Origin of the sequence: Rickettsia endosymbiont of Orchestes rusci, from assembly GCF_964030945.1 — a bacterium.
GTDB lineage: Bacteria > Pseudomonadota > Alphaproteobacteria > Rickettsiales > Rickettsiaceae > Rickettsia.
Genome location: NZ_CAXIQG010000004.1, coordinates 827,701 through 848,826, shown reverse-complemented (window position 1 = coordinate 848,826; position 21,126 = coordinate 827,701). Strand labels below are relative to the sequence as shown.

Below are 21,126 nucleotides of genomic sequence, written 5' to 3'. Positions count from 1 at the left end.
CTTAATTTTTTTAACTTCGGACAGTTATGGCCTTTAGCTAGAATGACATACTGCTGCTTTTATTGAGCCATGCAATAACGCCCAATGACGGTATTTTTTTATAAGGATTTCGACCCATGCAACAACGCCCAAACTTTCTGAATTTAGCTGTATAAAAATTATTTGTTACCAAATGAAGATACTAACTTATTAATTAATGATTCCACATTAATGGCAGGCTGAGTATATTTTATTTGATCATTGGCGGCAAGGTTTTCGTCTTCGCTACCGGGAGTGATAGAAATATATTTCCCGCCGAGTAATCCGCTAGTAACCACCGATGCTCTTGAATCTTTAGGCAATTTTATATCATCATTTATACTTAAATATACTAGAGCAAAAAAATTATTCGGGTCTAAGGTAATTTCTTTTACCACACCTATTTTTATACCGGCGACCATTACGTCGCTTCCCATAACTATCCCCTCGACGCTTTGAAAGCTAGCGGTTACTTGATATCCGTTAGAGTTATTTAAAGAACTGCCGGTTTTATAAGCAAAAGTTAAAAATAATACTGCAATAATTAGTACCGTAAAACCGACCATAGTTTCTATAATATTTTGTTTCATTGTTTTAATTCGTTATTTTGTATTTAAAAATTTACTATGGTTTCCATCTATTATAGCTAGAATTTACTATTTTATCCTCAGCGGCAGTATTAAGTATATGATTTTTTTGCCATGGAAAGTTATTAATATGCGGCACTTCATTAATCATATGATGTAGCCAAGCATGCCACATGGGAGGAATTTTTGCAGGTTCACTTTCTCCTTTATAAACAATAAATCTTTTATTACGCCCTAGATAATTAGGCTTTTTGCTTTCATAATATTTATTAAAAAGCGCATCTTCTCCAACTTTTTTATAAAAAAAAGAGATAAAAAAACTATTCATCCTTGAACTATTCATTTTGAGCATTTGAGCATCTTTATAGCTAGTTCTTTTCCTTTCACGGCTAGTTTATCGGCGATAATATTACCTTGATTATCGGCATGTCCTTTTACCCATTTCCAGATAATAGTATGCTTATCGAGTTCGGCGTATAAATTTTGCCATAAATCGGCATTTTTAACTAGTTCATTGTTGTTTTTGTACCAGTTATTTTTTATCCATTTATAAATCCATTCGGTAATTCCCTGCTGGAGGTATTTACTATCGGTATGGATTTCAACAAAACATGATTTTTTCAACGACTTTAATGCTTCAATTGCGGCTTTCATCTCCATGCGATTATTAGTTGTATGTAACTCATAACCGGTTATTTCTTTATTAAGACCGTTAAATTGTAGTAAAGCTCCCCATCCTCCGGGACCGGGATTGCCTGAGCAAGCGCCATCGGTGTAGATAATTACGTGTGATTTATCTTTTGTCATTTACTAAAGGTTTAGTTACTTTGGCTTAGAGGGCTTAGCTTTTGAAGAATTCCGAAATTTATCTAAAATTATTACATTCGGTGATAAATTAGTTTCGTCATCATCTTTATTTCTTTCTTCTAAAAGTTGTTTTTTTATTTTTAATATTTCGTTTTGAGAATTATTATATGAATTTAGCTGCTGATTAAATGTTAAACTATAATTATTACTAGAATCAACAAAGCTAATAAGTGAATTAAACGGTATATAAATTGCCTCTTTTATTCCGTCAAAACTAACCGTTAAAGAAAATCCTTCATCTTTTACTAGCAAATTTTCAAATTGATGTTGCAAAACTATCGTTATTTCTTTCGGATAGAGTTGTTTCACTTTAAGCGGCAATACTACTAACGGGTTATCGGTTCTATATGAGATATATATTAGTTGATCCCAATATAAATTTTCGCTTTGAATTCTTGTAAGAATTTTTTTTACGAATTCTAACATAGATTCATTAAGAAATTTTTGATATTTAATATTCATATTTTAAATTAAGAATTTAAATTAGCTAAGTATACTGCAAGAAGATGTTGCCCGCATGGATCGGATTTTTGAGGTCATTCCCGCCTAGGCAAGGCGTTGTTGCATGGCTAATAATTTACCGTATTAATTATGGTTATTATAAGTACGGTGTCATGCCGTGGCTTGACCCCCTACTGTACGAACGTTGAAAAAAGGCTGTGTCATGCCGTGACTTGATCACGGCATCCAGGAAAATAAAGCCATATTAGACTTATTTTAGAATCTTTTTATGATATTATAAGCTGGATTCCGTGGTCGTAGCCACGGAATGACAGAATTTTTACCTCTTTATTTAAACGTTCGTACAGTAGTGGGCTTGACCACGGTATCCAGAAAAATCTTAATAAAAAGACTGGATGCCGTGGTCAAGCCACGACATGACACCGGAACACTTTGCAAAAATTCGAGCCATGCAACAACGCCCGTCCCTTCTCGCAATGACGGTTTTCTTCTCTCCTATATAACTACTATAACTGTCGGTATATGGGGCTTTTTCTGTTGCCCGGTAAAACCCCAAACCGCGCAAGTTTAAGCTACAGCTAAAGCTGGGCTACTTGCGAAACGTTGATTATCATTTGCGTTTCTTTTGTTTGACCCAAACGGCAAAAGCCCGGCGGAATCATCCCGAGTAAAAGCAATTTTTTTATTAAGTACGTCGATCCTATTTCGCCCCCATAAATATACTACTTATAAATGGTGAGTTGTCATACTATGGCTTGTACCTGCGTTGTTGCATGGATCGAATTTTCGATGTCATTCCCGCGTAGGCGGGAATCCAGAAAAAAGTACCACAAAGTCATCCTGAATTTATTTCAGGATCTTTTTTAATAGATGCTGAAACAAGTTCAGCATGACAAAGAAAAACCTGGATTCCCGCCTACGCGGGAATGACATACTGCTGCTTTTATCGAGCCATGCAACAAAGCTAGTCAAGTCACTAGGTGACACTTCCCAATTTTTAAAATACAAGCAGTATTTGCATTATATATTATTTCTGGTGGAAGCGCCGGGTACCGCCCCCGGGTCCGCAACTTCTATTCTAAATTACGTTTATTACTATAGCTATTACTAGCCCTACTATTATGCCTTAATTTTAATAAAATGTAAAGTTTACTTTTAAGAATCCTAGATTTATGTTTAAAATACTTTTATACTTTATACCGATGTCCGAAATTAAATGTACGGAAGTAATTTTGAATTCGACTCGCGTCCTCACCTATTAAGTATAGGCTGCGGGTACTCGCCAATCAAATTACTTCCGTACAGTTTAATTTGGGAATTGGTATAACACATACATTAATAATAAAAACATTTTATGCTCCCAAGAATCGGAATTATAGCCGGCAAAGGTTTGTTACCTTTTTCAATAGCTGATAGCTACACAAAACAAGGCGGCGATTGTTATATAGCAGCATTAGAGGGTGAAGCTAACTTAAAATTAATCGAAAATTTTAAATATAAGACTTTTAAAATCGGTATGGCTGGTGCAGTAATTGAATATTTCCGGCAGAGTAACGTACAAAATTTAATTTTTGCCGGCGGTATTAATCGACCTAATATACGGTCTGTAGGAGTAGATAGAACCGGTAGCGTATTACTTGCTAGAATATTAAAACAGAAATTTTTAGGAGATGATAACGTTTTACGTATAATTGCTAATTTTTTTGAGGAAAGAGGTTTTAAGGTAATTGCTAGTAATGAAATATTTAAAAATCATGATTTTGGAAGCGATGTTATAACAACTTTGTATCCTTCTGCTTCCGATATGATTGATATCGAACTCGGTATAAAAGTGCTGAAAAGTTTAAGTGACATGGATGTCGGTCAGTCGGTTATAATGGAAGATGGTTATGTGCTTGGTATTGAGGCAGCAGAAGGAACGGATAATTTAATAATTAGATGCGCCTCTTTACGCAAAAAAACTAAAGGAGGCGTACTAGTTAAAATTATGAAGCTCGGACAGGATAATAGGATGGATATCCCGACTATCGGCCCTGATACTATACTAAATCTTGCTAAATATAATTATAACGGTATAGCAATCGAAGATACGGTCATTATTATTGATCAGGAGCTTACTGTAAAACTTGCTAATAAACATAAAATTTTTATAATTAAGGCAAAATGTTAGCAATAGGCATCACGGGTAGTTACGCATCGGGAAAAACATTTGTTGTAGATTACTTAGCAAGTAAGGGGTATAAAACTTTTTCCGCCGATGAATGTGTAAAAAATTTGTATAAAAACATAGAAATACAAAACCAAATTTTAAACTTATTGCCTAGTTTAAAAATATTTGATCGAACAGAAATTAGTACATTAATTTATAATGACGATAAGGCCCGACAAAAATTACAGGATTTTATTTATCCGCTTTTAATAAAAGAATTAATCTTTTTTAAACAACAAAATAAAATTGCTGAATTTATTTTTGCAGAAATCCCTCTACTTTTTGAAGCCAATTTTAAAATATATTTCGATTTCGTAGTAACAATATTTTGCTCGGAAGAAACAAGAATAAAGCGCGCAATCGGTCGCCCGTCATTTGATCCGCAAATTTATAAAAAAATAGAAAAAATCCAATTATCTCAGGAAGATAAAATAACAAGAGCAGATTTTGCTATAAATAGTGACTGTGATATGTTAAAGTTAGAAAAACAAATAATGCAATTAATAAAGAAATTAGAGTGTCACAAGTAAGAGAAGTAATTTTAGATACCGAAACTACAGGCTTAGAGCCGCGAGACGGTCACCGGATCGTAGAAATCGGCGCTATCGAAATGATCAATAAAGTATTAACCGGCAAGCATTTTCATTTTTACATCAATCCTGAACGTAACATGCCGACGGAAGCATATAGAATACACGGTATCTCCGGAGAATTTCTTAAAGATAAACCGATTTTTCGAGATATTGCCGATGATTTTTTAGAATTTATCGCAGATAGCAAACTTGTCATTCATAATGCACCTTTTGATATAAAATTTATTAATCACGAATTATCTTTTCTCAAAAAATCTACAGTTAAGCCCTTAGAGCTTTCAAGTGCTATCGATACCCTCATTATGGCAAGAAACATGTTCCCGGGAAAAGGTGCTAGCCTTGATGCCTTGTGTAAGAGATTTAAAGTTGATAATTCTTCTCGTCAATTACACGGTGCTTTGAAAGATGCAGCTTTACTTGCCGAGGTATATGTCGAATTAACGGGAGGCAGGCAAGCCGCCTTTAATCTCACTAAAGAGATATCTATAACAGATAGGTTAACAGTGAGTCCACTAAGTCATTCGGTAAACCGTACTAAAATAGTTGCACCCACTAAAGAAGAATTAAAAAAACATAAAGATTTTTTAGCTACAATTCTCTCCCCCGCTGCTGCTTCATAGGGCTTTGTTGCATGGCTACCAGAATCGTCATTGCGAGGAGGCATTTATGCCGACGCGGCAATCAAGTATAAACATATTTTTATACTAAACTTGTTTAGTATTCTAATTAAATCCCTCATTACATTCGGGATAGCCTGGATTGCCGCAGCCACTTCGTGGCTTCGCAATGACTTCGAGCTATGCAACAACTCCCGAAAGTGGGAATGATACCGGCGATAGACTACATTAAATAAATTTATCAGCTTAATTAGCCCCCGTATTTTCTTCCTCTTTATTTTCTCCAAATTTCAGCTCAAGCAAATTAATTGAACCGATATTTATTCCTTTATCGGAAAATTCTATATCAAATTTTGCTTTTTCAATTTTATTATATGATATATTTACTTCAGCTACCGTATCAGGATTTATAACGGGAGGCTCTAAAGCCGAAGATTCTGATGAGGTCGTACTAACGGCTTTTGCTATAATTGCTTTAATAATTTTTTTAGAAAGAATAATATTATTTGGCACTAACTTATCAATAATAGTATGATAATTTTCAAGTTCTAAAGATAGTTTACCCTGCGGTAGTCTACCGGTAAAAAACTGTAACCCTCCTTTTAAATCAATTTTTGAATCATTATCGCAAGTAAAAATAAGGCGTTCTATAGTAAAATTATTTAAAGTAGTTGCTTCATTATTATCCTGAACAAATTTTAAAGAGGTAGCTAAATCTAGACTAGCATTTTTAAAATTAAGGTGATTTTCCGGCGAATCATAATCTACGTTAAGTGATAAAAAGATATTCTCACCTTCTAAATTATTTGTTTTTCTTAATAAAAAACCTGAATTTTTAATATTAAAAATTTCTTGATCTTGACCATGATCTTGCTTAAATACCGATAATAGTTTATTACTTAATTGAATAGATTTAGTAATAGATTTTAAATCATCATCTTTAGCTATTTTATATAAAGGCTTATTCAGTTTGACTGTGCCTTTTATATCTTCATCTCCGCGCATTAGATAATCTAATGATTTATCGCCGTAATTCTCAATTTTCTTTATATAAGGCCCTAAATCAATAGTCGCTTTTTTAACGCTAAAATCCACGGTTAAAGTAATATTTTTACCGGAGAATTCCTTAGAATTCACATGATCGATAAGCTTTACTTTTGGTTCGGTTATAAGTATTTTCCAATTAAAGGGATAGCCGGAAATTTTAATATTATCATAAGATATTTTAATATTATCCGACTCGGAATTTTTAATTAAATTTACCACATTATCCTTTATGGTATAGGCAATCGCAAACCATATTACGGTAAAAATTAAAAAGGTAAAAAGAAGAGCTTTACGTATCACGGCTTAAATCCATTATAATTTGATATTACGGGTAGCAGAAGGAAGACGAACTTTTATACCGTCAAGTTCTTCGGTTATAATAATCTGACACCCTAATCTAGAAGTATCCGTAAGACCAAAAGCTAAGTCAAGCATATCTTCTTCTGCTTCGGAAGGTTTTTTTAATTTGTGGTAAAATTCTTCATCAAGGATAACGTGGCAAGTAGCACATGCTAAGGAACCTTCACAAGCTCCTTCAAGGTCAATGCCGTTTTGATGGGCAATTTCCAGGATTGAAAGCCCCAGCGGTGCCTCTACTATTTTTTCTGCTCCGCTATTATCTATAATAAAAATTACTTTTGGCATTATTTATGGTTCCTTTTTATATTTAATTTGATTGATATTTTGACCATTTTTACAACGCATTCCGGTGTCATGCCGTGGCTTGTACCTGCGTTGCCCGCATGGATCGAAAATTGCTATATTTTGGGTATTCTTTAAAAGTACCGCGATGTCATGCCGTGGCTTGACCACGGCATCCAGTCAGGCTTTTTAATTTTTTCTGGATACCGTGGTCAAGCCCACTACTGTACGAACGTTGAAAAAAGGCTGTGTCATGCCGTGACTTGATCACGGCATCCAGGAAAATAAAGCCATATTAGACTTATTTTAGAATCTTTTTATGATATTATAAGCTGGATTCCGTGGTCGTAGCCACGGAATGACAGAATTTTTACCTCTTTATTTAAACGTTCGTACAGTAGTGGGTCAAGCCACGGTATGACAAGTTTTAAGCGATTTTAACCATCCATGCAACAACGCCGGCTTGTACCTGCGTTGTACGCATGGATCGATAAAACGTTGTCGGTGTCATTCCCTCGAAAGAGGGGATATACTTAACAATATAACAAAAGTTAGATACCAGCTTTCGCTGATATGATACCAAAAATTCGAGCCATGCAACAAAACCGGTCAAGCCACGGTACAGCATAATCCATTAAGATATGGACAGATTATAACAAACAGCATCAAAAAAATGTTCGAAGTCTTTTGCAGTTTTTCTAATTTGATTTTTTAATTTAAACCAATAATGCTCAATTGGATTTAAATCAGGAGAGTAAGTAGGTAAAAATAAAATACTACAACCTACAGATTCTATTAGCTCTTTGACCTTGGAATTCTTATGGAAATTAATATTATCCATAACAACCACTTGACCTTGTTTTAATTCTTTGATCAAAAAATCTTCAACATAACTCTTAAAAATTAGTGTATCACAAGTCCCTTCAAAAACTATTGGAGCTATTATTTTACCATTGCAAAGCCCTGCTATCATACTTACTCTTGTTTTATGTTGGTAAATTTTCTTATCGTAATATCTTTTACCTTTTAGGCTATAACCGTACTCCAAGCATGCATTATCTTCTATTCCGGATTCATCCATAAACACTAAATCTTCTTTTGAAATAGTTTTGATTCTAGCTATAAAATCATTCCTTGCTCCATCGTCCCTTTTGGGGTGCGTAAAAGTTTTTTTTATAACTATATCCTAGTGCTTTTATACCTCGCCAAATTGTCGTTGCTGACCATTTATTTGATATTTTTGCTAATTCTTTTAGGCTTTTATCGGCATTATTATCTATAAATTCCTTAAACTCCGGCATATTTGTTAGCTTTTTATTATGACCTTTTTGATAGCCTACTCTCGGCTGAATATCTCCTTCTTTCTTTTGAATAGCTTGCCATTTGTATAATGTTTGCCTAGATATATTTAATAACTCCTTAACTTTACTTACTGACTTAACTTTATCTATTAACTCTAATGCTTTTGTTCTTAGTTCGTATGGATATGCTCGGACCATCTCTTTCCTTTTTCGCACATAGATTTACTTATTTTATGCTACTTGTCAATACCTTAATGGATTATGCTATATGACACCATACCGTAATCCATAATACGATAATTACGTTCTACACAACAACGCTTTTGCGGGAATGACATACTGTCTTTAATATTCCAACCTTTTAACGAAATCTGAGCCTTTGCGCAATAAAATCTTTTGCAATAAATTCAAAATTTTTGGTTAATTTTATAATTAATTCACGATCTTTTAAAGCTATTGCGTTTTTTAAATCTTTCATTGCCTGATATATTTTTTGTATTTCATTTTCTGATAGCAAATCCGGTAGTTCTTTAATAGTATTTTCTACGCTAAAAATTAAAGATTCCGTATTAATTATCGTTTCTTGTAATAACCTAGTAGTATAGTCGTTTGCAGCATTTTTATAAGCATTTTCTAACGATTTAGTAATTTCTTCTTCATTTAAACCGTGAGTCGGTTTTACCTCTATAGCATGCGACTTGCCGCTAGTTTTTTCAAGTGCCGAAACCGATAATATCCCGTCGGCATCGATAGCAAAAGTTACTTCTACACGAATGCCGCCCGCCTTCATTAGCGGCAAATTAGTTAACTCAAATCTAGCAAGCGAGCGGCAATCTGCTACCGTTTCTCTCTCTCCTTGCAAAATATGAAATTGAATACCGGTTTGATTATCTGCATAGCTAGTGAATTCCTTAGTTATCGACATAGGTAACGGGCTATTTCGTAGGATAATTTTCTCAACTAATCCGCCGTATAACTCCATGCCAAGCGACAGCGGCACGACGTCGATTAATAAAGAATTTATACCTGCGGAAGTTAAATTTTCTGCCTGCAGAGCGGCGCCGAATACTACGGCTTTATCGGGATCGATGTCAGAAAAAATATTAATCGCAAATACTTCTTTTAGCTTATTAGTAATTAACGGAATGCGAGTCGTGCCGCCTACTAAAATAATTCCGTCAATATTGGGATTTTCTGCTTCTAGTAATGTATCTTTTACTATAGTAATCGTTCTCTCTATTAACGAAAAAATTAATTGCTCAAAAGTTTGTCTATTTAATGATAAAATACCTCTATTAAAATCATTTTGATAAGATAATATTTCCTTAGCCTCTTTTGCCGCCTTCAAGATTTGCTCCGAATACGGTACATTAAATTTATTACAAAAATATTCAGCAATTAAATTATCGATATCGTCACCGCCGAGCATATTATCGCCGCCGGTAGCAATAACCTGAAAAACACCTTCTTGCATATTAAGAATCGATACGTCAAAAGTTCCTCCTCCCAAATCATATATAAGATAGTAACCGCTTTGTTTTTTATTTAGTCCGTAAGCATAAGCGGCAGCGGTCGGCTCGGCGATTAATCTAAGAACTTCTAAACCGGCTATTTTAGCAGCCCACATAACTTCGCCTCTTGCCGCATCGTTAAAATGCGCGGGGACGGTTATTACGACCTTGGTAATTTCAGTCATTAACTCTTTTTCTGCTTGCTGTTTTAGATACGTAAAGATTTTGGCGGCAATATCGGCAATAGTCATTAGCTGCCCGGCGAAATCTAGTTTAAGCTCTTTGCTATCTACATCAATATAATCTTTAATCAGCGAAAAAAGTACTGCATTATTTAATATTTCTTTAAATGACTTGCCGAATAATCTTTTAATTGAGCGAATCCCTTTATTACTGCCTATAATAAAATTTTCATTCTTAAATTCTATAGTCGAAGGGATTAGTTCCTGATTATTTTCGGTCTTGATAATTTTGGTTATTCCACCGTTTGAAACAGCGATTAACGAATTAGTCGTACCGAAATCAATACCGACGGCAATTTGCTTGTCATTTTCATGAATAGACGAGTCCGGTTCTTGAATCTCTATTATTTGCATAATTTCATTTTATCTTGAAGATTAGTAAGTAAAGTTTTAAAATATTTAAGCTTGATAGTTATATCGCTTGCTTCCCTTAAATTTTGTTTTTGAAAAGCTTTAATTAACTGCTCAATTTCACTAATTTGCATTAATTTGTATTTATTATATATTTTTTCTAAAACGACAAATTCTTCCGTATTTTCTATGATTTCCAGCTCATCCCAAAACATGCTTAACTCCGCGCTACTTAGCCTTTTACGTGCCTCTTCGTCATTTAAATCTATATTGTTTAAGCTAAGCAGATATTCTGCGCGCTTTAGCTCGTCTTTAAGCGCCCCGTAAGCCTTATTTAACTCCATAGAAATAACAAGCTTACTCTGTTTTTCATCGATATTTTTTGCTCTATCGGGATGGTATTTTGCTTGCATAGCGAAATATTGCTTTTCTAATATTTTTAAATCAATATCATAAGCTTTTTTGATGCCTAGCAATTCAAAGTAATTTTGCATTTTTTCACTTTATTTTTGTATATTATACATTAAAAACTAAAAAGAAACAATTATGGAAAAAGACATACTGCACTTCGAGAAAAAATATAACCCGCTTATCATAGCCGGAGTAGATGAAGCGGGTAGAGGTCCCCTTGCCGGACCGGTGGTAGCTAGTGCCGTAATAATCGATCAAACAAATATTATAGCCGGTATTAAAGATTCCAAAAAACTTAGTTTTAACAAAAGAGAATTTTTATACAAACAAATTACCGAGAATTATATTTGGGCGGTTGCTATAGTATCCCATCTAGAGATAGATGAAATTAATATTCTTGAAGCTACAAAAAAAGCTTGCATAGAAGCAGTCGAAAAACTTGGTACTAGCCCCGATATAGTATTAGTTGACGGTAATATGAAATTTTTCGACGAACGATTTATTAGTATTATTGACGGTGATAATTTATCCTTATCAATTTCCGCCGCATCCATTATAGCCAAAGTAACCAGAGACCGTTTAATGCTAAAGCTTAGCGTCGAATTTCCGGAATATAATTGGCATAAAAATTTCGGTTACGGTACTAAAGAGCATATAAACGCTGTAAATTTATACGGTCAGTCGCCGTATCATCGCAGAAGTTTTAAAGTAAAAATATCTACTAAGCCCGGAGAAAAATTAATAGAGAAATTATCAGGTAAAGCTACTGTACACATGTCTACCGATTCTATAATGAAGTTAACTAGATCATGATTTTAATAAATAACGCGAACTATGGATAAGTTTTTAAGCTAAAACTTATCCATAGTTGGGGTTAAATAGTAATATACTTCTTGCATAACTCTACTTCTAAGATAATTTGTACGTTAATCCTAGTTCCTCACCCTCACGTACGTTAAGTATGGTGCGGTTCACAGTTTCAGGTTTCCTTCAAATTCCTCTTTGTAAGCAATAAAAGTTATCGAATCATATAAATCATCTAGACAAATATAGATTAATCAATTATAAGAATTTAAACCATGTTCTATATGCTAACAATTCATTCAAACAAATGGCCGAATAGCTCAGTTGGTAGAGCAAAGGACTGAAAATCCTTGTGTCGCTGGTTCAATTCCAGCTTCGGCCACCATTCTTTAGTTTTTGGTATTTCTACAAAGGCATCGAACGGCGAACGTAGCTTATAATCAAGCTTCTCGCCATTCAAAGAAAGGTTAGAGAATGTTAAATTTACTAAATTGCGTTTTTCTGCAATAGTCGAACTTTTAAATGACTCATAGGCGTTAGAAGCCAATTCTAACAAGGAAATCAGCATTTTTACGAAGTTATCATCAGCCTTATTGTGTGCTTCGATTTCTCTTATGGTATTCTCTCGTTTCTGCATCAATTCTAATCGTTTTTCTTCGTGTTCTTTTTTGCTTAATTCCCCGTCAAGGTAACAATCCATTAATCTATCCATACGTGTTTTGATTTTAGTGTTTTCGGCGTAAAGCTCGCTTAATCGTTTTTTGTAGTAATCTTTTTCTGCGTTTGCGGAAGTTTTTATATAAGTAATTACTTCTTGCCGTAGTTCAGAGCTTAGTTGCATAGATTTAAAAACACTTTCTACTTTCGTTAATACTTTTTCTTCGGGGATATGTATAGCTTTTTCAGGATTTTCTAACTCCCATGCTCTTAAATATGTCCATTCTTTAGTTTCACCTTTTTTGTTAGTTTTCTTTATTGTATAAGATGTAACTATTTTACCGGTATTTGCACATCTAATTAACCCTCTAAATATAAATTCTTTTTCTCTATATTTACCTTTTGATTTTCTACCCCAATTAAGCCGTACTTTTTGGCAAGCATCAAATAAGCTTTTACTAATAATAGTAGGGTATTTATGTGGGTACTCTTTGCCTGTTTTTAGCAATCTCATTACTCCGTAATAAAAAGGATTTTGTATTATTGTATAAATATGTGATTTACATAAATATCCTTGATTACCTCTTGAATTAGTTAAGCCCCACTCTTCGGTTTTCTTTAGTATTTCTACAAGGCTATAATTGCCGCTGGCGTATAGCTCAAATATCTTTTTAACCAATGGTGCTCTATTTTCATCAACTACAATGGTGCTTTTTCCTCTTACAGAGATATCCTCTTTAGCATGTAAATAGCCTATAGGGGCAGTACTTACCCAACCACCCTCACGTAATTTTTGTGCAATAGCACGGTTTATATTATCTTTGAGACTATCAACGTAATTTTGAGCCATCATAACAAACATATTCCACATTAACCGCTCTTGAGAAGTAGAATATTTATGAATAATGCAATTTTCCGTATAAAAATGTAGTTCTATTTTTTCCTTTTCAATAAGATTATTTAATAAAGGCGTTTCTTTATAACTACGCTGTAATCTATCAACTTTGTCTACTACCACTGCTATTACTTCTTTTTGTTGTTTAGCGTAATTTATAGCCTCCATAAACTTTTTGCGGTTACCTACTGTTGAAGATTCTACAAACTCAAAGATTCTTAAAATCTCAAGGTTTTTGCGAGTGCAATACTCTTGTAAACGATATTTTTGAGCATCAATTGAGTAGCCCTCTTCTTGTTCTTTTGATGATACTCTTGATAATAATATTGCTTTTGTTGCTATTTTTCTATCTTTCATATTATTTTACCTCCTGTTTTGTATTTTTGCCTTTATAACATTCCAAGGTATATTTAAGAACAAACGCAGCAACGCTTAACAAGTCGTTTTGAGGAAAATCCGAGTTATAAAGTTTTAATTCTTGGCTAGATTTTCGGTAGATATCAACCTTTATTAATTTGGTTAGCGATAAAGTACCGAGTACTGCAAAAAGTATTATACTATGAGGAATATTTAATAATTTATCTTCAACTAAGGCAGTAACCGATCCGACAGGCTCACACATCATCTCATCAATTAATTTGTGTAAGATAGGATAATCAAACGATCCTTTATGTTCTACGACTCTTAATATAGTGAAATTATTTTTGTGGCAGTAGTTAGTAATGAGGTTTTGTCGGCGTTTGCGACTTGCAGAATTTGAAAGGGCTTTTAGAAAAATTATTGCTTTGTTATTGTTAGTCATTTTGGTTTACCCCGTTTTGATTAAACTTATTGAGTTAAGTTTTAACCACCACAGGCTTTTAAACCTATGGTGGTCGGGGAGTTCACAAAACCGCTAAAAGACAGTTATAATGGCTTTTAGGTTTAAAGTTTGCACTTTAGACCCTGAACATAACCAAAATCGCCCCGACCGTAGGGTCGAGGGTTTATCATTTATACGGCAGATAATACCGCTTTTAGATAGAGGTTGTGAAACCCCGAAATAGCCTTACAGCTACTTCAGTTACGATTTTATACCGAACTCCCCGAAAAAGTCAACTCGCTTTATTTTTTTCTTTCTCTTTTTCTAAACGCATTTGTACCTCCATAATAATTTTCATGAATTCAATTAATCTTCTTGCTGCTTCGTGTATTTCAGCTTCAGGTAATTTATTGTTGTACATTTTTCTTATTTTTTCTAAAATTGAGTTATATATTTCCTCACTGCTGCGTTTATCTTGCATAATTAAGTGAGCCTTGTTATGGGCATTTTCATATATGGTTATTTCTGTATTTGTCATAATAGTTTTCCGTTGTTGTATTTTACTAAAACATAATCCATTAAAGCCAAACTATCGGCTTCGTTGTCATCTATCGGGTTAAAACCTTTATCCCTTACCGCATCGATTACGGCGTATTTGGTAGCATTACCTTTACCGGTGATATGCTTCTTAATAGTACCGACCGGCACGCCTTTATAAGCTATTTGGTGATGTTCACAAAAAGCCGTTAGATGAGCAAGAAAGCCGCCGTATTTATGAGCGGCATCTATTCCTTTGTGACTGCGTACCGCTTCAAAATAAACTTCATCAAAGCCGTCTTCACTATTCTTAAGGTCTACTAACCATTTCTTAAAACGTAAAAACACCATACCGCCCCCTTCAAATTTATCCATTTTAAAGTTTGCCGTGCCGGAGGTAACCCTGCCGCTTTTATCGTGCAAAGCCCAGCCTGTTACAGTGCCGAGGTCTAGGGCTAATATTGTTTTATAGTTTTCCATGTTGTTAATCCTCCTTATTTGTCGTTTCCTTTTTTTCCTCTTGTTCCTGCCAATATTTTTCTATCCCTTCAGTAGTAATATTGTTAAAATCATTAGCGGTAACCGCCCCACAAGTAATGCAAGCGATTTTTTGCATAATAGGAGGCTTAGGGATTGATTTATCGTATACGTACTTGTAAATATGAGAATACGTTACGCCAAATAATTTAGCTGTTTCCTGCGTCTTTAATTTGTGAGTATTCATCCATGTTAATAATTTCATAATTTCCTCCTTAAATTTTATTAGGACTAAAACCTTTGCTTTTGCATCGATTACGGCGTATTTAGTAGCGTTGCCTTTACCGGTGATATGCTTCTTAATAGTACCGACCGGCACGCCTAAATAAGGGATTTGATGATGTTCACAAAAAGCGGTTAAAGTAGCTAGAAATCCGCCGTATTTATGAGCGGCATCTATTCCCTTGTGACTCCGCACCGCTTCAAAATAAACTTCATCAAAGCCGCCTTCACTATTCTTAAGGTCTACTAGCCATTGCCTAAAGCATAAAAACACCATGCCTCCCCCTTCAAATTTATCCATTTTAAAGTTTTCCGTACCCGAGGTAATGCTGCCGTTATTGTAGTGTAAAGCCCAGCCGGTTATAGTGCCGAGGTCTAGGGCTAATATTGTTTTCTGATTCTTTGGGTTATTCATCTTTCTATCCTTAATGCTTGATAAAGCTTTTTTAATAATTGTTTTAATAATTCTCCAGTTGAATTTTCCGAAACAAAATCATAAAAATCATTTGGAGTTACGAGTCCTGAAGTAGCTATATAAATTCTTTTCATAATTGCTACTCTAGGGATTGTTTTCTCATGCAAATATTTGTGAATGTACGATTGCGAAACTCCAATTGATTCAGCCATTTTGCTTGGTGATGTTCCTGTTATATACATCCATTCCTCTAATTTCATAAATATACCTTTGCTTAAATTATAAATTGCAGAGATAAAATATTTTTCAAGGTACGTGTTTTGCAAGCTTTAATATGAGCTAAAATTGAATATTCGCACGTGTCTACAACTTAAATTTATGATTACGTTACACCTAATTTTTAGGTTTGTGGAAAAATTTAACTTTAAGTTAAATTCTGTATTGAGGAATCGCTGAAAGCCTTAAGGAAAGCGGGGTTTAAAATTTAACTTAAAGTTAAATAGGGTTGAAAAGGTTTTAAAATTAGGGAATGTTGTAATTGCAAAACTTAATTTAAAAAGAGGTAAAATATGACAAAAGAACTAACAACCGACATCGACATTTTTAAAGTACCGATCAGGTTACTAGTAAAATATGACGTTGAAGATTTACATCGGCATTTAGTGCAAGCTACCGAGGAGCTAGAAAAAGCTAAGCGGCTCAAACAATGGCTACAATCGGCAATAGCTCTTAAATATGAAGCGCGTATACAAAATAAACGCCAGTATTTAGAGAAGGACACCGATGTTGTTCATTATGAGGAAGAGGGCTTTAAGGTAACTAGCGACGTACCGAAAAAAGTTGAATGGCAGCAAAGCGCACTTAGTCGGATTGCCGGTGAGATCATCATTAGAGGTGGAAAGTTAGCGGATTATATCGAGGTACATTACCACGTGCCGGAAGCTAAATATAACAGCTTACCGCCAGTATTTAAGGATATGCTGCTACCGGCCAGAATAATTAGACTCGGTAATCCTGTTTATAAGCTTACTAGATTAGATAAGGAAGGGCTAAATGAGGAGGTAGTTTATGAGTAAATTACCGATTATTAGCGCCGACGAGCGTTTAGCAGAGAAGCGAGGCATTAAGGGCTGTATCTTCGGGGGGTACGGCATCGGTAAAACTAGTTTGCTGTGGACGCTCCCCGCTGAAACTACGTTATTCTTTGATTTAGAGGCTGGGGACTTAGCAGTTGAAGGCTGGCAAGGTGATTCTGTTAGACCTCGTACATGGCAGGAATGTAGAGACTTTGCCGTATTTATCGGCGGTGCTAATCCTTCTGTTAGGGACAACGGCATTTATGGCAAAGCACATTATGAAGATGTTTGCCGTAGGTTCGGGGATTCTGCCGCTATTGATAAATACGAAACTATCTTTATTGACTCCATAACGGTTGCAGGACGCTTATGTTTGCAATGGTGTAAATCTCAACCGCAAGCCATTAGCGAGAGAACCGGCAAGGAGGACATGCGGAGTATGTACGGCTTACATGGTCAAGAAATGATTACCTGGCTGACGCATCTACAGCATGCAAGGGCTAAAAATATCTGGTTTGTCGGGATATTGGAAGAGAAGCAAGACGAATATAATCGTCGGATATTCGGCTTGCAGATAGACGGCAGTAAAACCGCTAACGAATTACCGGGGATAGTTGACCAGGTTATTACCATGGCACAGGTAAAAACCGAAAACGGGGAATCGCGGGCTTTCATTAATCACACTTTAAACCCTTACGGCTACCCTGCTAAAGATCGGTCGGGGAAGCTGGAAATGATCGAGCCGCCGCATCTCGGTAATCTCATGGCAAAGATTAAGGGAAGTACAAAACCTATCTACAAAGATTTAAATCAGCAAGTAACAACAATAACTAAAAATAAACAACAATTAATTAAGGAGTAACATTATGAGCTATTACGATTTTAATACTGCGACTAATCAAGCAAACTTTGATTTAATCCCGAAAGGGACAATAGCCAAGGTAAATCTTAGAATAAAACGCGGCGGTTATAACGATGCCGAAAGCGGTTGGACGGGCGGCTACGCCACTAAAAACGATATAAGCGGAGCGATTTACTTAGATTGCGAATTTACAATTTTGTCAGGCGAATATGCTAAACGCCGAGTTTGGAGCATGATCGGACTTTATAGCGAGAAGAATAATAACCGCTGGGGCGAGATAGGTAGGAGCTTTATACGCTCTATTCTCAACTCTGCTAGAGGGTTTAGCGATAAGGAGGATTCGGAATATGCCAAATATGCCCGTAAGATTAACAATTTCGGTGATTTAGAGAATTTAGAGTTTTTTATAACTAGGATTGATATAGAGGTCGATCAGTCGGGCAATGAAAAAAACGTTATTAAGGTTGCTTTAGACCCATACCATAAGGATTATGTTAAGTTTATGGATAACAACGCCGATATAACAGACATAGCGGGGTGGAGGTAAGAGGTGCGCATATGACAAGATTAGATTTTAACCGAATTTTAAAATATTACGATAAAAATAACGGCGTAATGATAACTTTAAATATGTTACTTAATCAAGCTCTTAGCTATGAAAAAAGCACGGAGCCGCTACGTAAATATTTAGGTGCGTCACGTCTTGGCGTGCCTTGCTCTAGGGCTTTGCAATATGAGTATCTTAAAGCCATTAACGGCGATATTAGAATTGTTGATGATGGGAATCACATACGTAACTTTGAGATAGGATATTTATTTGAGCGTTTAATGATAGATTGGCTAAAGCTTTCAGGCTTTAAACTTTTGACTCACGACGAACAAGGAAAGCAATTAGGCTTTGCAGTAGCAGACGGCAAAATAGCCGGACATATTGACGGGGTTATAACTGATGTGCCAATTGATATAAAAGATTTAAATCGCGAAAATAAAGATTTAAAAATATCTTGCCCGATGCTATGGGAAACTAAAAGCATGAATAACAAAAACTGGCGAGAGACATTTACAAAGGGTTTAGTATTATCTAAGCCCGTCTATGCTGCACAAATTGCTCTTTATCAGGCTTATATGGAGGAAACAATTTGCGGTATTTCTAAGAATCCTTGTTTATTTACGGCAATTAATAAGGATACTGCCGAAATATACGTCGAGCTGATCCCGTTTGATGCCGAATTAGCCCAAAGGATGAGCGATAAGGCTGTTAATATTATCAAAGCAACCGAAGCGGGGGAAACATTACCTAGGGGCTTTAGTAGTAAGGAGGTTTTTGACTGCAAAATATGCCCTTATCAATCTAAATGCTGGGGGGATTAAGTTGTGAGTGAAATCTTACCCGTAAAGGATGACATTAAAGGTTATTTTTGGCTGGTCTTCGGTTATTTAGACGGGTTAATTCCGTTGCGTTCATTTGCAGAGAAAGGGGGCGGAACTAATAAGCCCCCTGCCAACATTTGGATTGAAGCAAATGACGATATGGCTGTTAATGCTCTAAATTTTGCTATGACAACAAACCAACGACAAACGGCATTTTACGTAATTCCCGGAGTGATTGCAGAACAGGGGCAAGCTTCTAGCGGCGATATATTACAAATGCAAGTGCTGCTAATCGATATTGACGACGGGGATACCGAAAGCAAGTTAGCATTACTTGAGGATGCATAGGTAAGGCTACAATGGTTGTTGAGTCGGGAGGTGTTACAGCCAGAGGGTCATAGTAAGTTGCATGTGTATTGGCAATTAATGGAGGCTGCGAGCGGTGAGGATTTAAAAATTTTATTAGAGTTGCGGCACAAAATAGCTTTAGCCGTCGGCGGTGATACAAGCTTTAAATCGGCACATCAACCGATTAGGGTAGCAGGCTCGGTTTATTACAAAGGCGGAGTTGCGAAGCTTGTTAAAATTAGGTCTTATAGTCGTATGGAGTATACGCTTGAGGAATTAGTAGGGGGAGTTAAAAAGTTAATTGGCGTTAATACTTTAGATCTCCAGAATTTTACTAAAAACTTACCAAACATTAACAATATTTCCTTACCTTTAAATAATATTTTGACAAGCAAAGTGTATGAAGGCGGCAGCGGTGAAGCTAGCCGTTTCAACCGGTTAAGCAGGATAATAGGCTACTGGTTGCGTCGCTGCCATGACGGGTTAATTACTGAAGCACAAGCCTTAGAGGTGATCTTGCAACAAAAAAACGTACAAATTAAAGAGAGGAGTTATTAATTTTTTTATAGTTTAACTCGTACTCATTTGGAGTTTTGTATTTTAAAGTAGAATGTCTCCTTTTTTGGTTATAAAATGTATAAATATAGGTAAATATATCAAGTCCTGCTTCTTCTATGGTTTGATATTTTTTAAAATAAATAAGTTCAGTTTTTAAAGTATGAAAGAAGCTCTCCATAGCAGCATTATCATAGGACACACCGGTTTTGCCATGACTTAAAACAATTCCATGGTTGCTCGCTGCTTTATAAAATTCCAAACTAGTAAATTGGCTTCCAAGATCAGAATGATGGATAAGACCCTTAAGCGGTTTACGTTGTAATGTAGCCGAGTTAAGGGCTTTAATTATCAAGTCTGTTTTCATTGTTTCGTCTATTGCCATGCCTACTACTTTCCTTGAGAACAGGTCAAGTACTATAGCAAGGTAAGCCCACTTATTATTTACAGAAATATAACTAATATCTGCTACCCAAATGTTATTCGGGCTTGAGACAGAAAAATTTTGTTTAACTAAATCCTCTCCCCTGTGATAAGGTTTATTGGACTGTTTTGTAGTCTTTTTAAACTTCTTATACATTTTTGCTTGAATGCCGTTTACTTGCATCAATCTTGCTACTCGAGGACGTGAACATACAAAGCCTTGTTCTCTTAATTCTGCATGAATTCTTGGACTTCCATAAGTTTGATAAGTTCCAGCAAAAATAGTTTTAATCTTACTTACCAATTCCTCATTATATTCAGCTCTTTTACTTGGCATACGATTAATAAAATCATAATAACCACTCCTGCTAACCCCTAAAATCTTAGCCATCTGATCTACACAAAAATAAGAGCTATGATTCTTCATAAATTCGTACCTTTGTTTGAGGGAGCTGAAAAGATGACCACTGCTTTTTTTAGGATATCTCGCTCTTGTTTTACAAGATGTAATTCCCTCTTTAAATCTCGTACCTCTTGATTCACTACATTGCCACTACCAACAAAGCTAGCCTCTCCTTTGCCTTTGTAATTCTTAAGCCAATATCCCAAACCAGATCGTGAAACCCCTAAATCCTTAGCAATATCATTGATACTTTTACTACCTTTATTTGCTAAATACAGTTTTACTGCATTAATCTTAAATTCTTTATCGTATATTTTTTGACTCATTGCAAATCCTCCTAAGATTTATTTTATCTCATCTT

General features: G+C 35.3%; 30 protein-coding genes, 1 tRNA gene, 1 other RNA gene and 2 pseudogenes. 13 read left to right on the top strand and 21 right to left on the bottom strand.

Annotated features, from left to right (window positions below; translation table 11 throughout):
* Positions 1 to 158: 158 nt before the first annotated feature.
* Genes mlaD through AAHM91_RS08435 form a run of 4 tightly spaced genes read right to left on the bottom strand, consistent with a single transcriptional unit; the run spans position 159 to position 1,934 of the window.
* Positions 159 to 608: an outer membrane lipid asymmetry maintenance protein MlaD gene (gene mlaD, locus AAHM91_RS08450; protein ID WP_253307993.1), complete on the bottom strand. Its 450-nt coding sequence runs from the start codon at positions 606 to 608 to the stop codon at positions 159 to 161.
* Between the two features lie 34 nt (positions 609 to 642).
* Positions 643 to 933 (bottom strand): NADH-ubiquinone oxidoreductase subunit NDUFA12 family protein, encoded by a 291-nt coding sequence (locus AAHM91_RS08445; RefSeq protein ID WP_253307992.1) that lies wholly within the window; start codon positions 931 to 933, stop codon positions 643 to 645.
* An 11-nt stretch (positions 934 to 944) separates the two neighbouring features.
* The gene (gene rnhA / locus AAHM91_RS08440) at positions 945 to 1,412 is read right to left on the bottom strand and encodes a ribonuclease HI (RefSeq protein WP_253307991.1); all 468 of its coding nucleotides are present in this window, start codon (positions 1,410 to 1,412) and stop codon (positions 945 to 947) included.
* Between the two features lie 15 nt (positions 1,413 to 1,427).
* Positions 1,428 to 1,934: a ClpXP protease specificity-enhancing factor SspB gene (locus tag AAHM91_RS08435; RefSeq protein ID WP_253307990.1), complete on the bottom strand. Its 507-nt coding sequence runs from the start codon at positions 1,932 to 1,934 to the stop codon at positions 1,428 to 1,430.
* Positions 1,935 to 1,978: 44 nt separating this feature from the next.
* Here AAHM91_RS08435 and AAHM91_RS08430 point away from each other — a divergent pair, with 44 nt between their 5' ends.
* Both AAHM91_RS08430 and AAHM91_RS08425 read left to right on the top strand, forming a co-directional pair.
* The gene (locus tag AAHM91_RS08430) at positions 1,979 to 2,122 is read left to right on the top strand and encodes a hypothetical protein (RefSeq protein ID WP_342270505.1); all 144 of its coding nucleotides are present in this window, start codon (positions 1,979 to 1,981) and stop codon (positions 2,120 to 2,122) included.
* Between the two features lie 119 nt (positions 2,123 to 2,241).
* Positions 2,242 to 2,505 (top strand): hypothetical protein, encoded by a 264-nt coding sequence (locus AAHM91_RS08425; RefSeq protein ID WP_342270504.1) that lies wholly within the window; start codon positions 2,242 to 2,244, stop codon positions 2,503 to 2,505.
* Here AAHM91_RS08425 and ssrA read toward each other — a convergent pair.
* Positions 2,456 to 3,085, bottom strand: a transfer-messenger RNA (tmRNA) gene (gene ssrA, locus AAHM91_RS08420). The genes AAHM91_RS08425 and ssrA overlap by 50 nt on opposite strands.
* A 203-nt stretch (positions 3,086 to 3,288) precedes the next feature.
* Between ssrA and AAHM91_RS08415 the strand changes: the two genes are divergently transcribed.
* The 3 genes from AAHM91_RS08415 to dnaQ are packed head-to-tail and all read left to right on the top strand — an operon-like array spanning position 3,289 to position 5,356.
* A complete protein-coding gene (locus tag AAHM91_RS08415) occupies positions 3,289 to 4,104 on the top strand; it encodes an LpxI family protein (RefSeq protein WP_342270503.1) in 816 nt (271 codons plus the stop codon).
* Positions 4,098 to 4,673 (top strand): dephospho-CoA kinase, encoded by a 576-nt coding sequence (coaE, locus tag AAHM91_RS08410; protein WP_253307988.1) that lies wholly within the window; start codon positions 4,098 to 4,100, stop codon positions 4,671 to 4,673. Before AAHM91_RS08415 ends, coaE begins: the two co-directional genes overlap by 7 nt.
* On the top strand, positions 4,661 to 5,356 hold the full coding sequence (gene dnaQ, locus AAHM91_RS08405; RefSeq protein WP_342270502.1) for a DNA polymerase III subunit epsilon: 696 nt from the start codon (positions 4,661 to 4,663) through the stop codon (positions 5,354 to 5,356). Before coaE ends, dnaQ begins: the two co-directional genes overlap by 13 nt.
* 44 nt (positions 5,357 to 5,400) lie before the next feature.
* Here dnaQ and AAHM91_RS08400 read toward each other — a convergent pair whose 3' ends face one another.
* From AAHM91_RS08400 to hscB, 8 genes are all read right to left on the bottom strand, one after another.
* Positions 5,401 to 5,541 (bottom strand): hypothetical protein, encoded by a 141-nt coding sequence (locus AAHM91_RS08400; RefSeq protein WP_342270501.1) that lies wholly within the window; start codon positions 5,539 to 5,541, stop codon positions 5,401 to 5,403.
* 58 nt (positions 5,542 to 5,599) lie between these two features.
* The gene (locus AAHM91_RS08395; protein WP_253307986.1) at positions 5,600 to 6,700 is read right to left on the bottom strand and encodes a hypothetical protein; all 1,101 of its coding nucleotides are present in this window, start codon (positions 6,698 to 6,700) and stop codon (positions 5,600 to 5,602) included.
* A 12-nt stretch (positions 6,701 to 6,712) separates the two neighbouring features.
* Positions 6,713 to 7,045 (bottom strand): ferredoxin family 2Fe-2S iron-sulfur cluster binding protein, encoded by a 333-nt coding sequence (locus AAHM91_RS08390; protein WP_342270500.1) that lies wholly within the window; start codon positions 7,043 to 7,045, stop codon positions 6,713 to 6,715.
* Positions 7,046 to 7,048: 3 nt separating this feature from the next.
* Complete coding sequence (locus tag AAHM91_RS08385) at positions 7,049 to 7,213, bottom strand: hypothetical protein (RefSeq protein ID WP_342270499.1); 165 nt, start codon at positions 7,211 to 7,213, stop codon at positions 7,049 to 7,051.
* 256 nt (positions 7,214 to 7,469) lie between these two features.
* Positions 7,470 to 7,670 (bottom strand): hypothetical protein, encoded by a 201-nt coding sequence (locus tag AAHM91_RS08380; RefSeq protein ID WP_342270498.1) that lies wholly within the window; start codon positions 7,668 to 7,670, stop codon positions 7,470 to 7,472.
* 6 nt (positions 7,671 to 7,676) lie between these two features.
* Positions 7,677 to 8,541 (bottom strand): IS630 family transposase gene (locus AAHM91_RS08375; RefSeq protein WP_342269478.1). Its coding sequence is split into 2 segments (ribosomal slippage): positions 7,677 to 8,216 and positions 8,218 to 8,541, totalling 864 coding nucleotides; the frame shifts between segments, so codons are not numbered across the junction.
* A 163-nt stretch (positions 8,542 to 8,704) separates the two neighbouring features.
* Positions 8,705 to 10,450 (bottom strand): Fe-S protein assembly chaperone HscA, encoded by a 1,746-nt coding sequence (gene hscA / locus AAHM91_RS08370; protein ID WP_410526166.1) that lies wholly within the window; start codon positions 10,448 to 10,450, stop codon positions 8,705 to 8,707.
* Positions 10,441 to 10,941 carry a Fe-S protein assembly co-chaperone HscB gene (hscB, locus tag AAHM91_RS08365; RefSeq protein WP_341793729.1) on the bottom strand — a complete coding sequence of 167 codons (501 nt, stop codon included), beginning with the start codon at positions 10,939 to 10,941 and terminating at the stop codon, positions 10,441 to 10,443. The genes hscA and hscB overlap by 10 nt, the downstream gene beginning before the upstream one ends.
* Before the next feature lie 52 nt (positions 10,942 to 10,993).
* On the opposite strand from hscB, the pseudogene AAHM91_RS08360 reads away from it, so the two are divergent.
* Positions 10,994 to 11,566 (top strand): annotated as a pseudogene (locus AAHM91_RS08360) (ribonuclease HII); the annotation flags it as partial.
* Between the two features lie 405 nt (positions 11,567 to 11,971).
* Positions 11,972 to 12,047 (top strand) — tRNA-Phe (locus tag AAHM91_RS08355).
* A gap of 708 nt (positions 12,048 to 12,755) precedes the next feature.
* Here AAHM91_RS08355 and AAHM91_RS10970 read toward each other — a convergent pair.
* From AAHM91_RS10970 to AAHM91_RS08330, 6 genes and pseudogenes are all read right to left on the bottom strand, one after another.
* Positions 12,756 to 13,571: pseudogene (locus AAHM91_RS10970) on the bottom strand (recombinase family protein); the annotation flags it as partial.
* 1 nt (position 13,572) lies between these two features.
* A complete protein-coding gene (locus tag AAHM91_RS08350) occupies positions 13,573 to 14,016 on the bottom strand; it encodes a hypothetical protein (RefSeq protein WP_342270497.1) in 444 nt (147 codons plus the stop codon).
* A gap of 292 nt (positions 14,017 to 14,308) precedes the next feature.
* A complete protein-coding gene (locus AAHM91_RS08345; RefSeq protein ID WP_342270496.1) occupies positions 14,309 to 14,554 on the bottom strand; it encodes a hypothetical protein in 246 nt (81 codons plus the stop codon).
* On the bottom strand, positions 14,551 to 15,033 hold the full coding sequence (locus AAHM91_RS08340) for a crossover junction endodeoxyribonuclease RuvC (protein ID WP_342270495.1): 483 nt from the start codon (positions 15,031 to 15,033) through the stop codon (positions 14,551 to 14,553). The genes AAHM91_RS08345 and AAHM91_RS08340 overlap by 4 nt, the downstream gene beginning before the upstream one ends.
* A 4-nt stretch (positions 15,034 to 15,037) precedes the next feature.
* On the bottom strand, positions 15,038 to 15,727 hold the full coding sequence (locus tag AAHM91_RS08335; protein WP_342270494.1) for a helix-turn-helix transcriptional regulator: 690 nt from the start codon (positions 15,725 to 15,727) through the stop codon (positions 15,038 to 15,040).
* A complete protein-coding gene (locus tag AAHM91_RS08330) occupies positions 15,724 to 15,987 on the bottom strand; it encodes a helix-turn-helix domain-containing protein (protein WP_342270493.1) in 264 nt (87 codons plus the stop codon). Before AAHM91_RS08330 ends, AAHM91_RS08335 begins: the two co-directional genes overlap by 4 nt.
* Positions 15,988 to 16,296: 309 nt before the next feature.
* Here AAHM91_RS08330 and AAHM91_RS08325 point away from each other — a divergent pair, with 309 nt between their 5' ends.
* Genes AAHM91_RS08325 through AAHM91_RS08300 form a run of 6 tightly spaced genes read left to right on the top strand, consistent with a single transcriptional unit; the run spans position 16,297 to position 19,942 of the window.
* Entirely contained in the window at positions 16,297 to 16,803 is a 507-nt protein-coding gene (locus AAHM91_RS08325) for a hypothetical protein (RefSeq protein ID WP_342270492.1), read from the top strand.
* Positions 16,796 to 17,665 carry an ATP-binding protein gene (locus AAHM91_RS08320; RefSeq protein ID WP_342270491.1) on the top strand — a complete coding sequence of 290 codons (870 nt, stop codon included), beginning with the start codon at positions 16,796 to 16,798 and terminating at the stop codon, positions 17,663 to 17,665. The genes AAHM91_RS08325 and AAHM91_RS08320 overlap by 8 nt, the downstream gene beginning before the upstream one ends.
* 4 nt (positions 17,666 to 17,669) lie before the next feature.
* Positions 17,670 to 18,212, top strand: a complete 543-nt coding sequence (locus AAHM91_RS08315; protein ID WP_342270490.1) for a hypothetical protein — start codon at positions 17,670 to 17,672, stop codon at positions 18,210 to 18,212.
* 11 nt (positions 18,213 to 18,223) lie between these two features.
* On the top strand, positions 18,224 to 19,036 hold the full coding sequence (locus AAHM91_RS08310; protein WP_342270489.1) for a hypothetical protein: 813 nt from the start codon (positions 18,224 to 18,226) through the stop codon (positions 19,034 to 19,036).
* 3 nt (positions 19,037 to 19,039) lie between these two features.
* On the top strand, positions 19,040 to 19,384 hold the full coding sequence (locus AAHM91_RS08305) for a hypothetical protein (protein ID WP_342270488.1): 345 nt from the start codon (positions 19,040 to 19,042) through the stop codon (positions 19,382 to 19,384).
* Positions 19,385 to 19,414: 30 nt separating this feature from the next.
* Positions 19,415 to 19,942 (top strand): hypothetical protein, encoded by a 528-nt coding sequence (locus AAHM91_RS08300; RefSeq protein WP_342270487.1) that lies wholly within the window; start codon positions 19,415 to 19,417, stop codon positions 19,940 to 19,942.
* Here AAHM91_RS08300 and AAHM91_RS08295 read toward each other — a convergent pair.
* Together AAHM91_RS08295 and AAHM91_RS08290 are read right to left on the bottom strand one after the other, a co-directional pair.
* Positions 19,923 to 20,873: an IS3 family transposase gene (locus tag AAHM91_RS08295; RefSeq protein ID WP_342269827.1), complete on the bottom strand. Its 951-nt coding sequence runs from the start codon at positions 20,871 to 20,873 to the stop codon at positions 19,923 to 19,925. The two genes, AAHM91_RS08300 and AAHM91_RS08295, sit on opposite strands and share 20 nt — an antisense overlap.
* Positions 20,786 to 21,091 carry a transposase gene (locus tag AAHM91_RS08290; RefSeq protein ID WP_342269687.1) on the bottom strand — a complete coding sequence of 102 codons (306 nt, stop codon included), beginning with the start codon at positions 21,089 to 21,091 and terminating at the stop codon, positions 20,786 to 20,788. Before AAHM91_RS08290 ends, AAHM91_RS08295 begins: the two co-directional genes overlap by 88 nt.
* Between the last annotated feature and the right edge of the window lie 35 nt (positions 21,092 to 21,126).

Bases quoted from the DNA above. Each gene is read 5' to 3' on its own strand.
- mlaD (WP_253307993.1), bottom strand. From the start codon at position 608: ATGAAACAAAATATTATAGAAACTATGGTCGGTTTTACGGTACTAATT.
- AAHM91_RS08445 (WP_253307992.1), bottom strand. From the start codon at position 933: ATGAATAGTTTTTTTATCTCTTTTTTTTATAAAAAAGTTGGAGAAGAT.
- rnhA (WP_253307991.1), bottom strand. From the start codon at position 1,412: ATGACAAAAGATAAATCACACGTAATTATCTACACCGATGGCGCTTGC.
- AAHM91_RS08435 (WP_253307990.1), bottom strand. From the start codon at position 1,934: ATGAATATTAAATATCAAAAATTTCTTAATGAATCTATGTTAGAATTC.
- AAHM91_RS08430 (WP_342270505.1), top strand. From the start codon at position 1,979: ATGTTGCCCGCATGGATCGGATTTTTGAGGTCATTCCCGCCTAGGCAA.
- AAHM91_RS08425 (WP_342270504.1), top strand. From the start codon at position 2,242: ATGACAGAATTTTTACCTCTTTATTTAAACGTTCGTACAGTAGTGGGC.
- AAHM91_RS08415 (WP_342270503.1), top strand. From the start codon at position 3,289: ATGCTCCCAAGAATCGGAATTATAGCCGGCAAAGGTTTGTTACCTTTT.
- coaE (WP_253307988.1), top strand. From the start codon at position 4,098: ATGTTAGCAATAGGCATCACGGGTAGTTACGCATCGGGAAAAACATTT.
- AAHM91_RS08390 (WP_342270500.1), bottom strand. From the start codon at position 7,045: ATGCCAAAAGTAATTTTTATTATAGATAATAGCGGAGCAGAAAAAATA.
- AAHM91_RS08380 (WP_342270498.1), bottom strand. From the start codon at position 7,670: ATGCTGTACCGTGGCTTGACCGGTTTTGTTGCATGGCTCGAATTTTTG.
- hscA (WP_410526166.1), bottom strand. From the start codon at position 10,450: ATGCAAATAATAGAGATTCAAGAACCGGACTCGTCTATTCATGAAAAT.
- hscB (WP_341793729.1), bottom strand. From the start codon at position 10,941: ATGCAAAATTACTTTGAATTGCTAGGCATCAAAAAAGCTTATGATATT.
- AAHM91_RS08350 (WP_342270497.1), bottom strand. From the start codon at position 14,016: ATGACTAACAATAACAAAGCAATAATTTTTCTAAAAGCCCTTTCAAAT.
- AAHM91_RS08345 (WP_342270496.1), bottom strand. From the start codon at position 14,554: ATGACAAATACAGAAATAACCATATATGAAAATGCCCATAACAAGGCT.
- AAHM91_RS08340 (WP_342270495.1), bottom strand. From the start codon at position 15,033: ATGGAAAACTATAAAACAATATTAGCCCTAGACCTCGGCACTGTAACA.
- AAHM91_RS08335 (WP_342270494.1), bottom strand. From the start codon at position 15,727: ATGAATAACCCAAAGAATCAGAAAACAATATTAGCCCTAGACCTCGGC.
- AAHM91_RS08330 (WP_342270493.1), bottom strand. From the start codon at position 15,987: ATGAAATTAGAGGAATGGATGTATATAACAGGAACATCACCAAGCAAA.
- AAHM91_RS08325 (WP_342270492.1), top strand. From the start codon at position 16,297: ATGACAAAAGAACTAACAACCGACATCGACATTTTTAAAGTACCGATC.
- AAHM91_RS08320 (WP_342270491.1), top strand. From the start codon at position 16,796: ATGAGTAAATTACCGATTATTAGCGCCGACGAGCGTTTAGCAGAGAAG.
- AAHM91_RS08315 (WP_342270490.1), top strand. From the start codon at position 17,670: ATGAGCTATTACGATTTTAATACTGCGACTAATCAAGCAAACTTTGAT.
- AAHM91_RS08310 (WP_342270489.1), top strand. From the start codon at position 18,224: ATGACAAGATTAGATTTTAACCGAATTTTAAAATATTACGATAAAAAT.
- AAHM91_RS08290 (WP_342269687.1), bottom strand. From the start codon at position 21,091: ATGAGTCAAAAAATATACGATAAAGAATTTAAGATTAATGCAGTAAAA.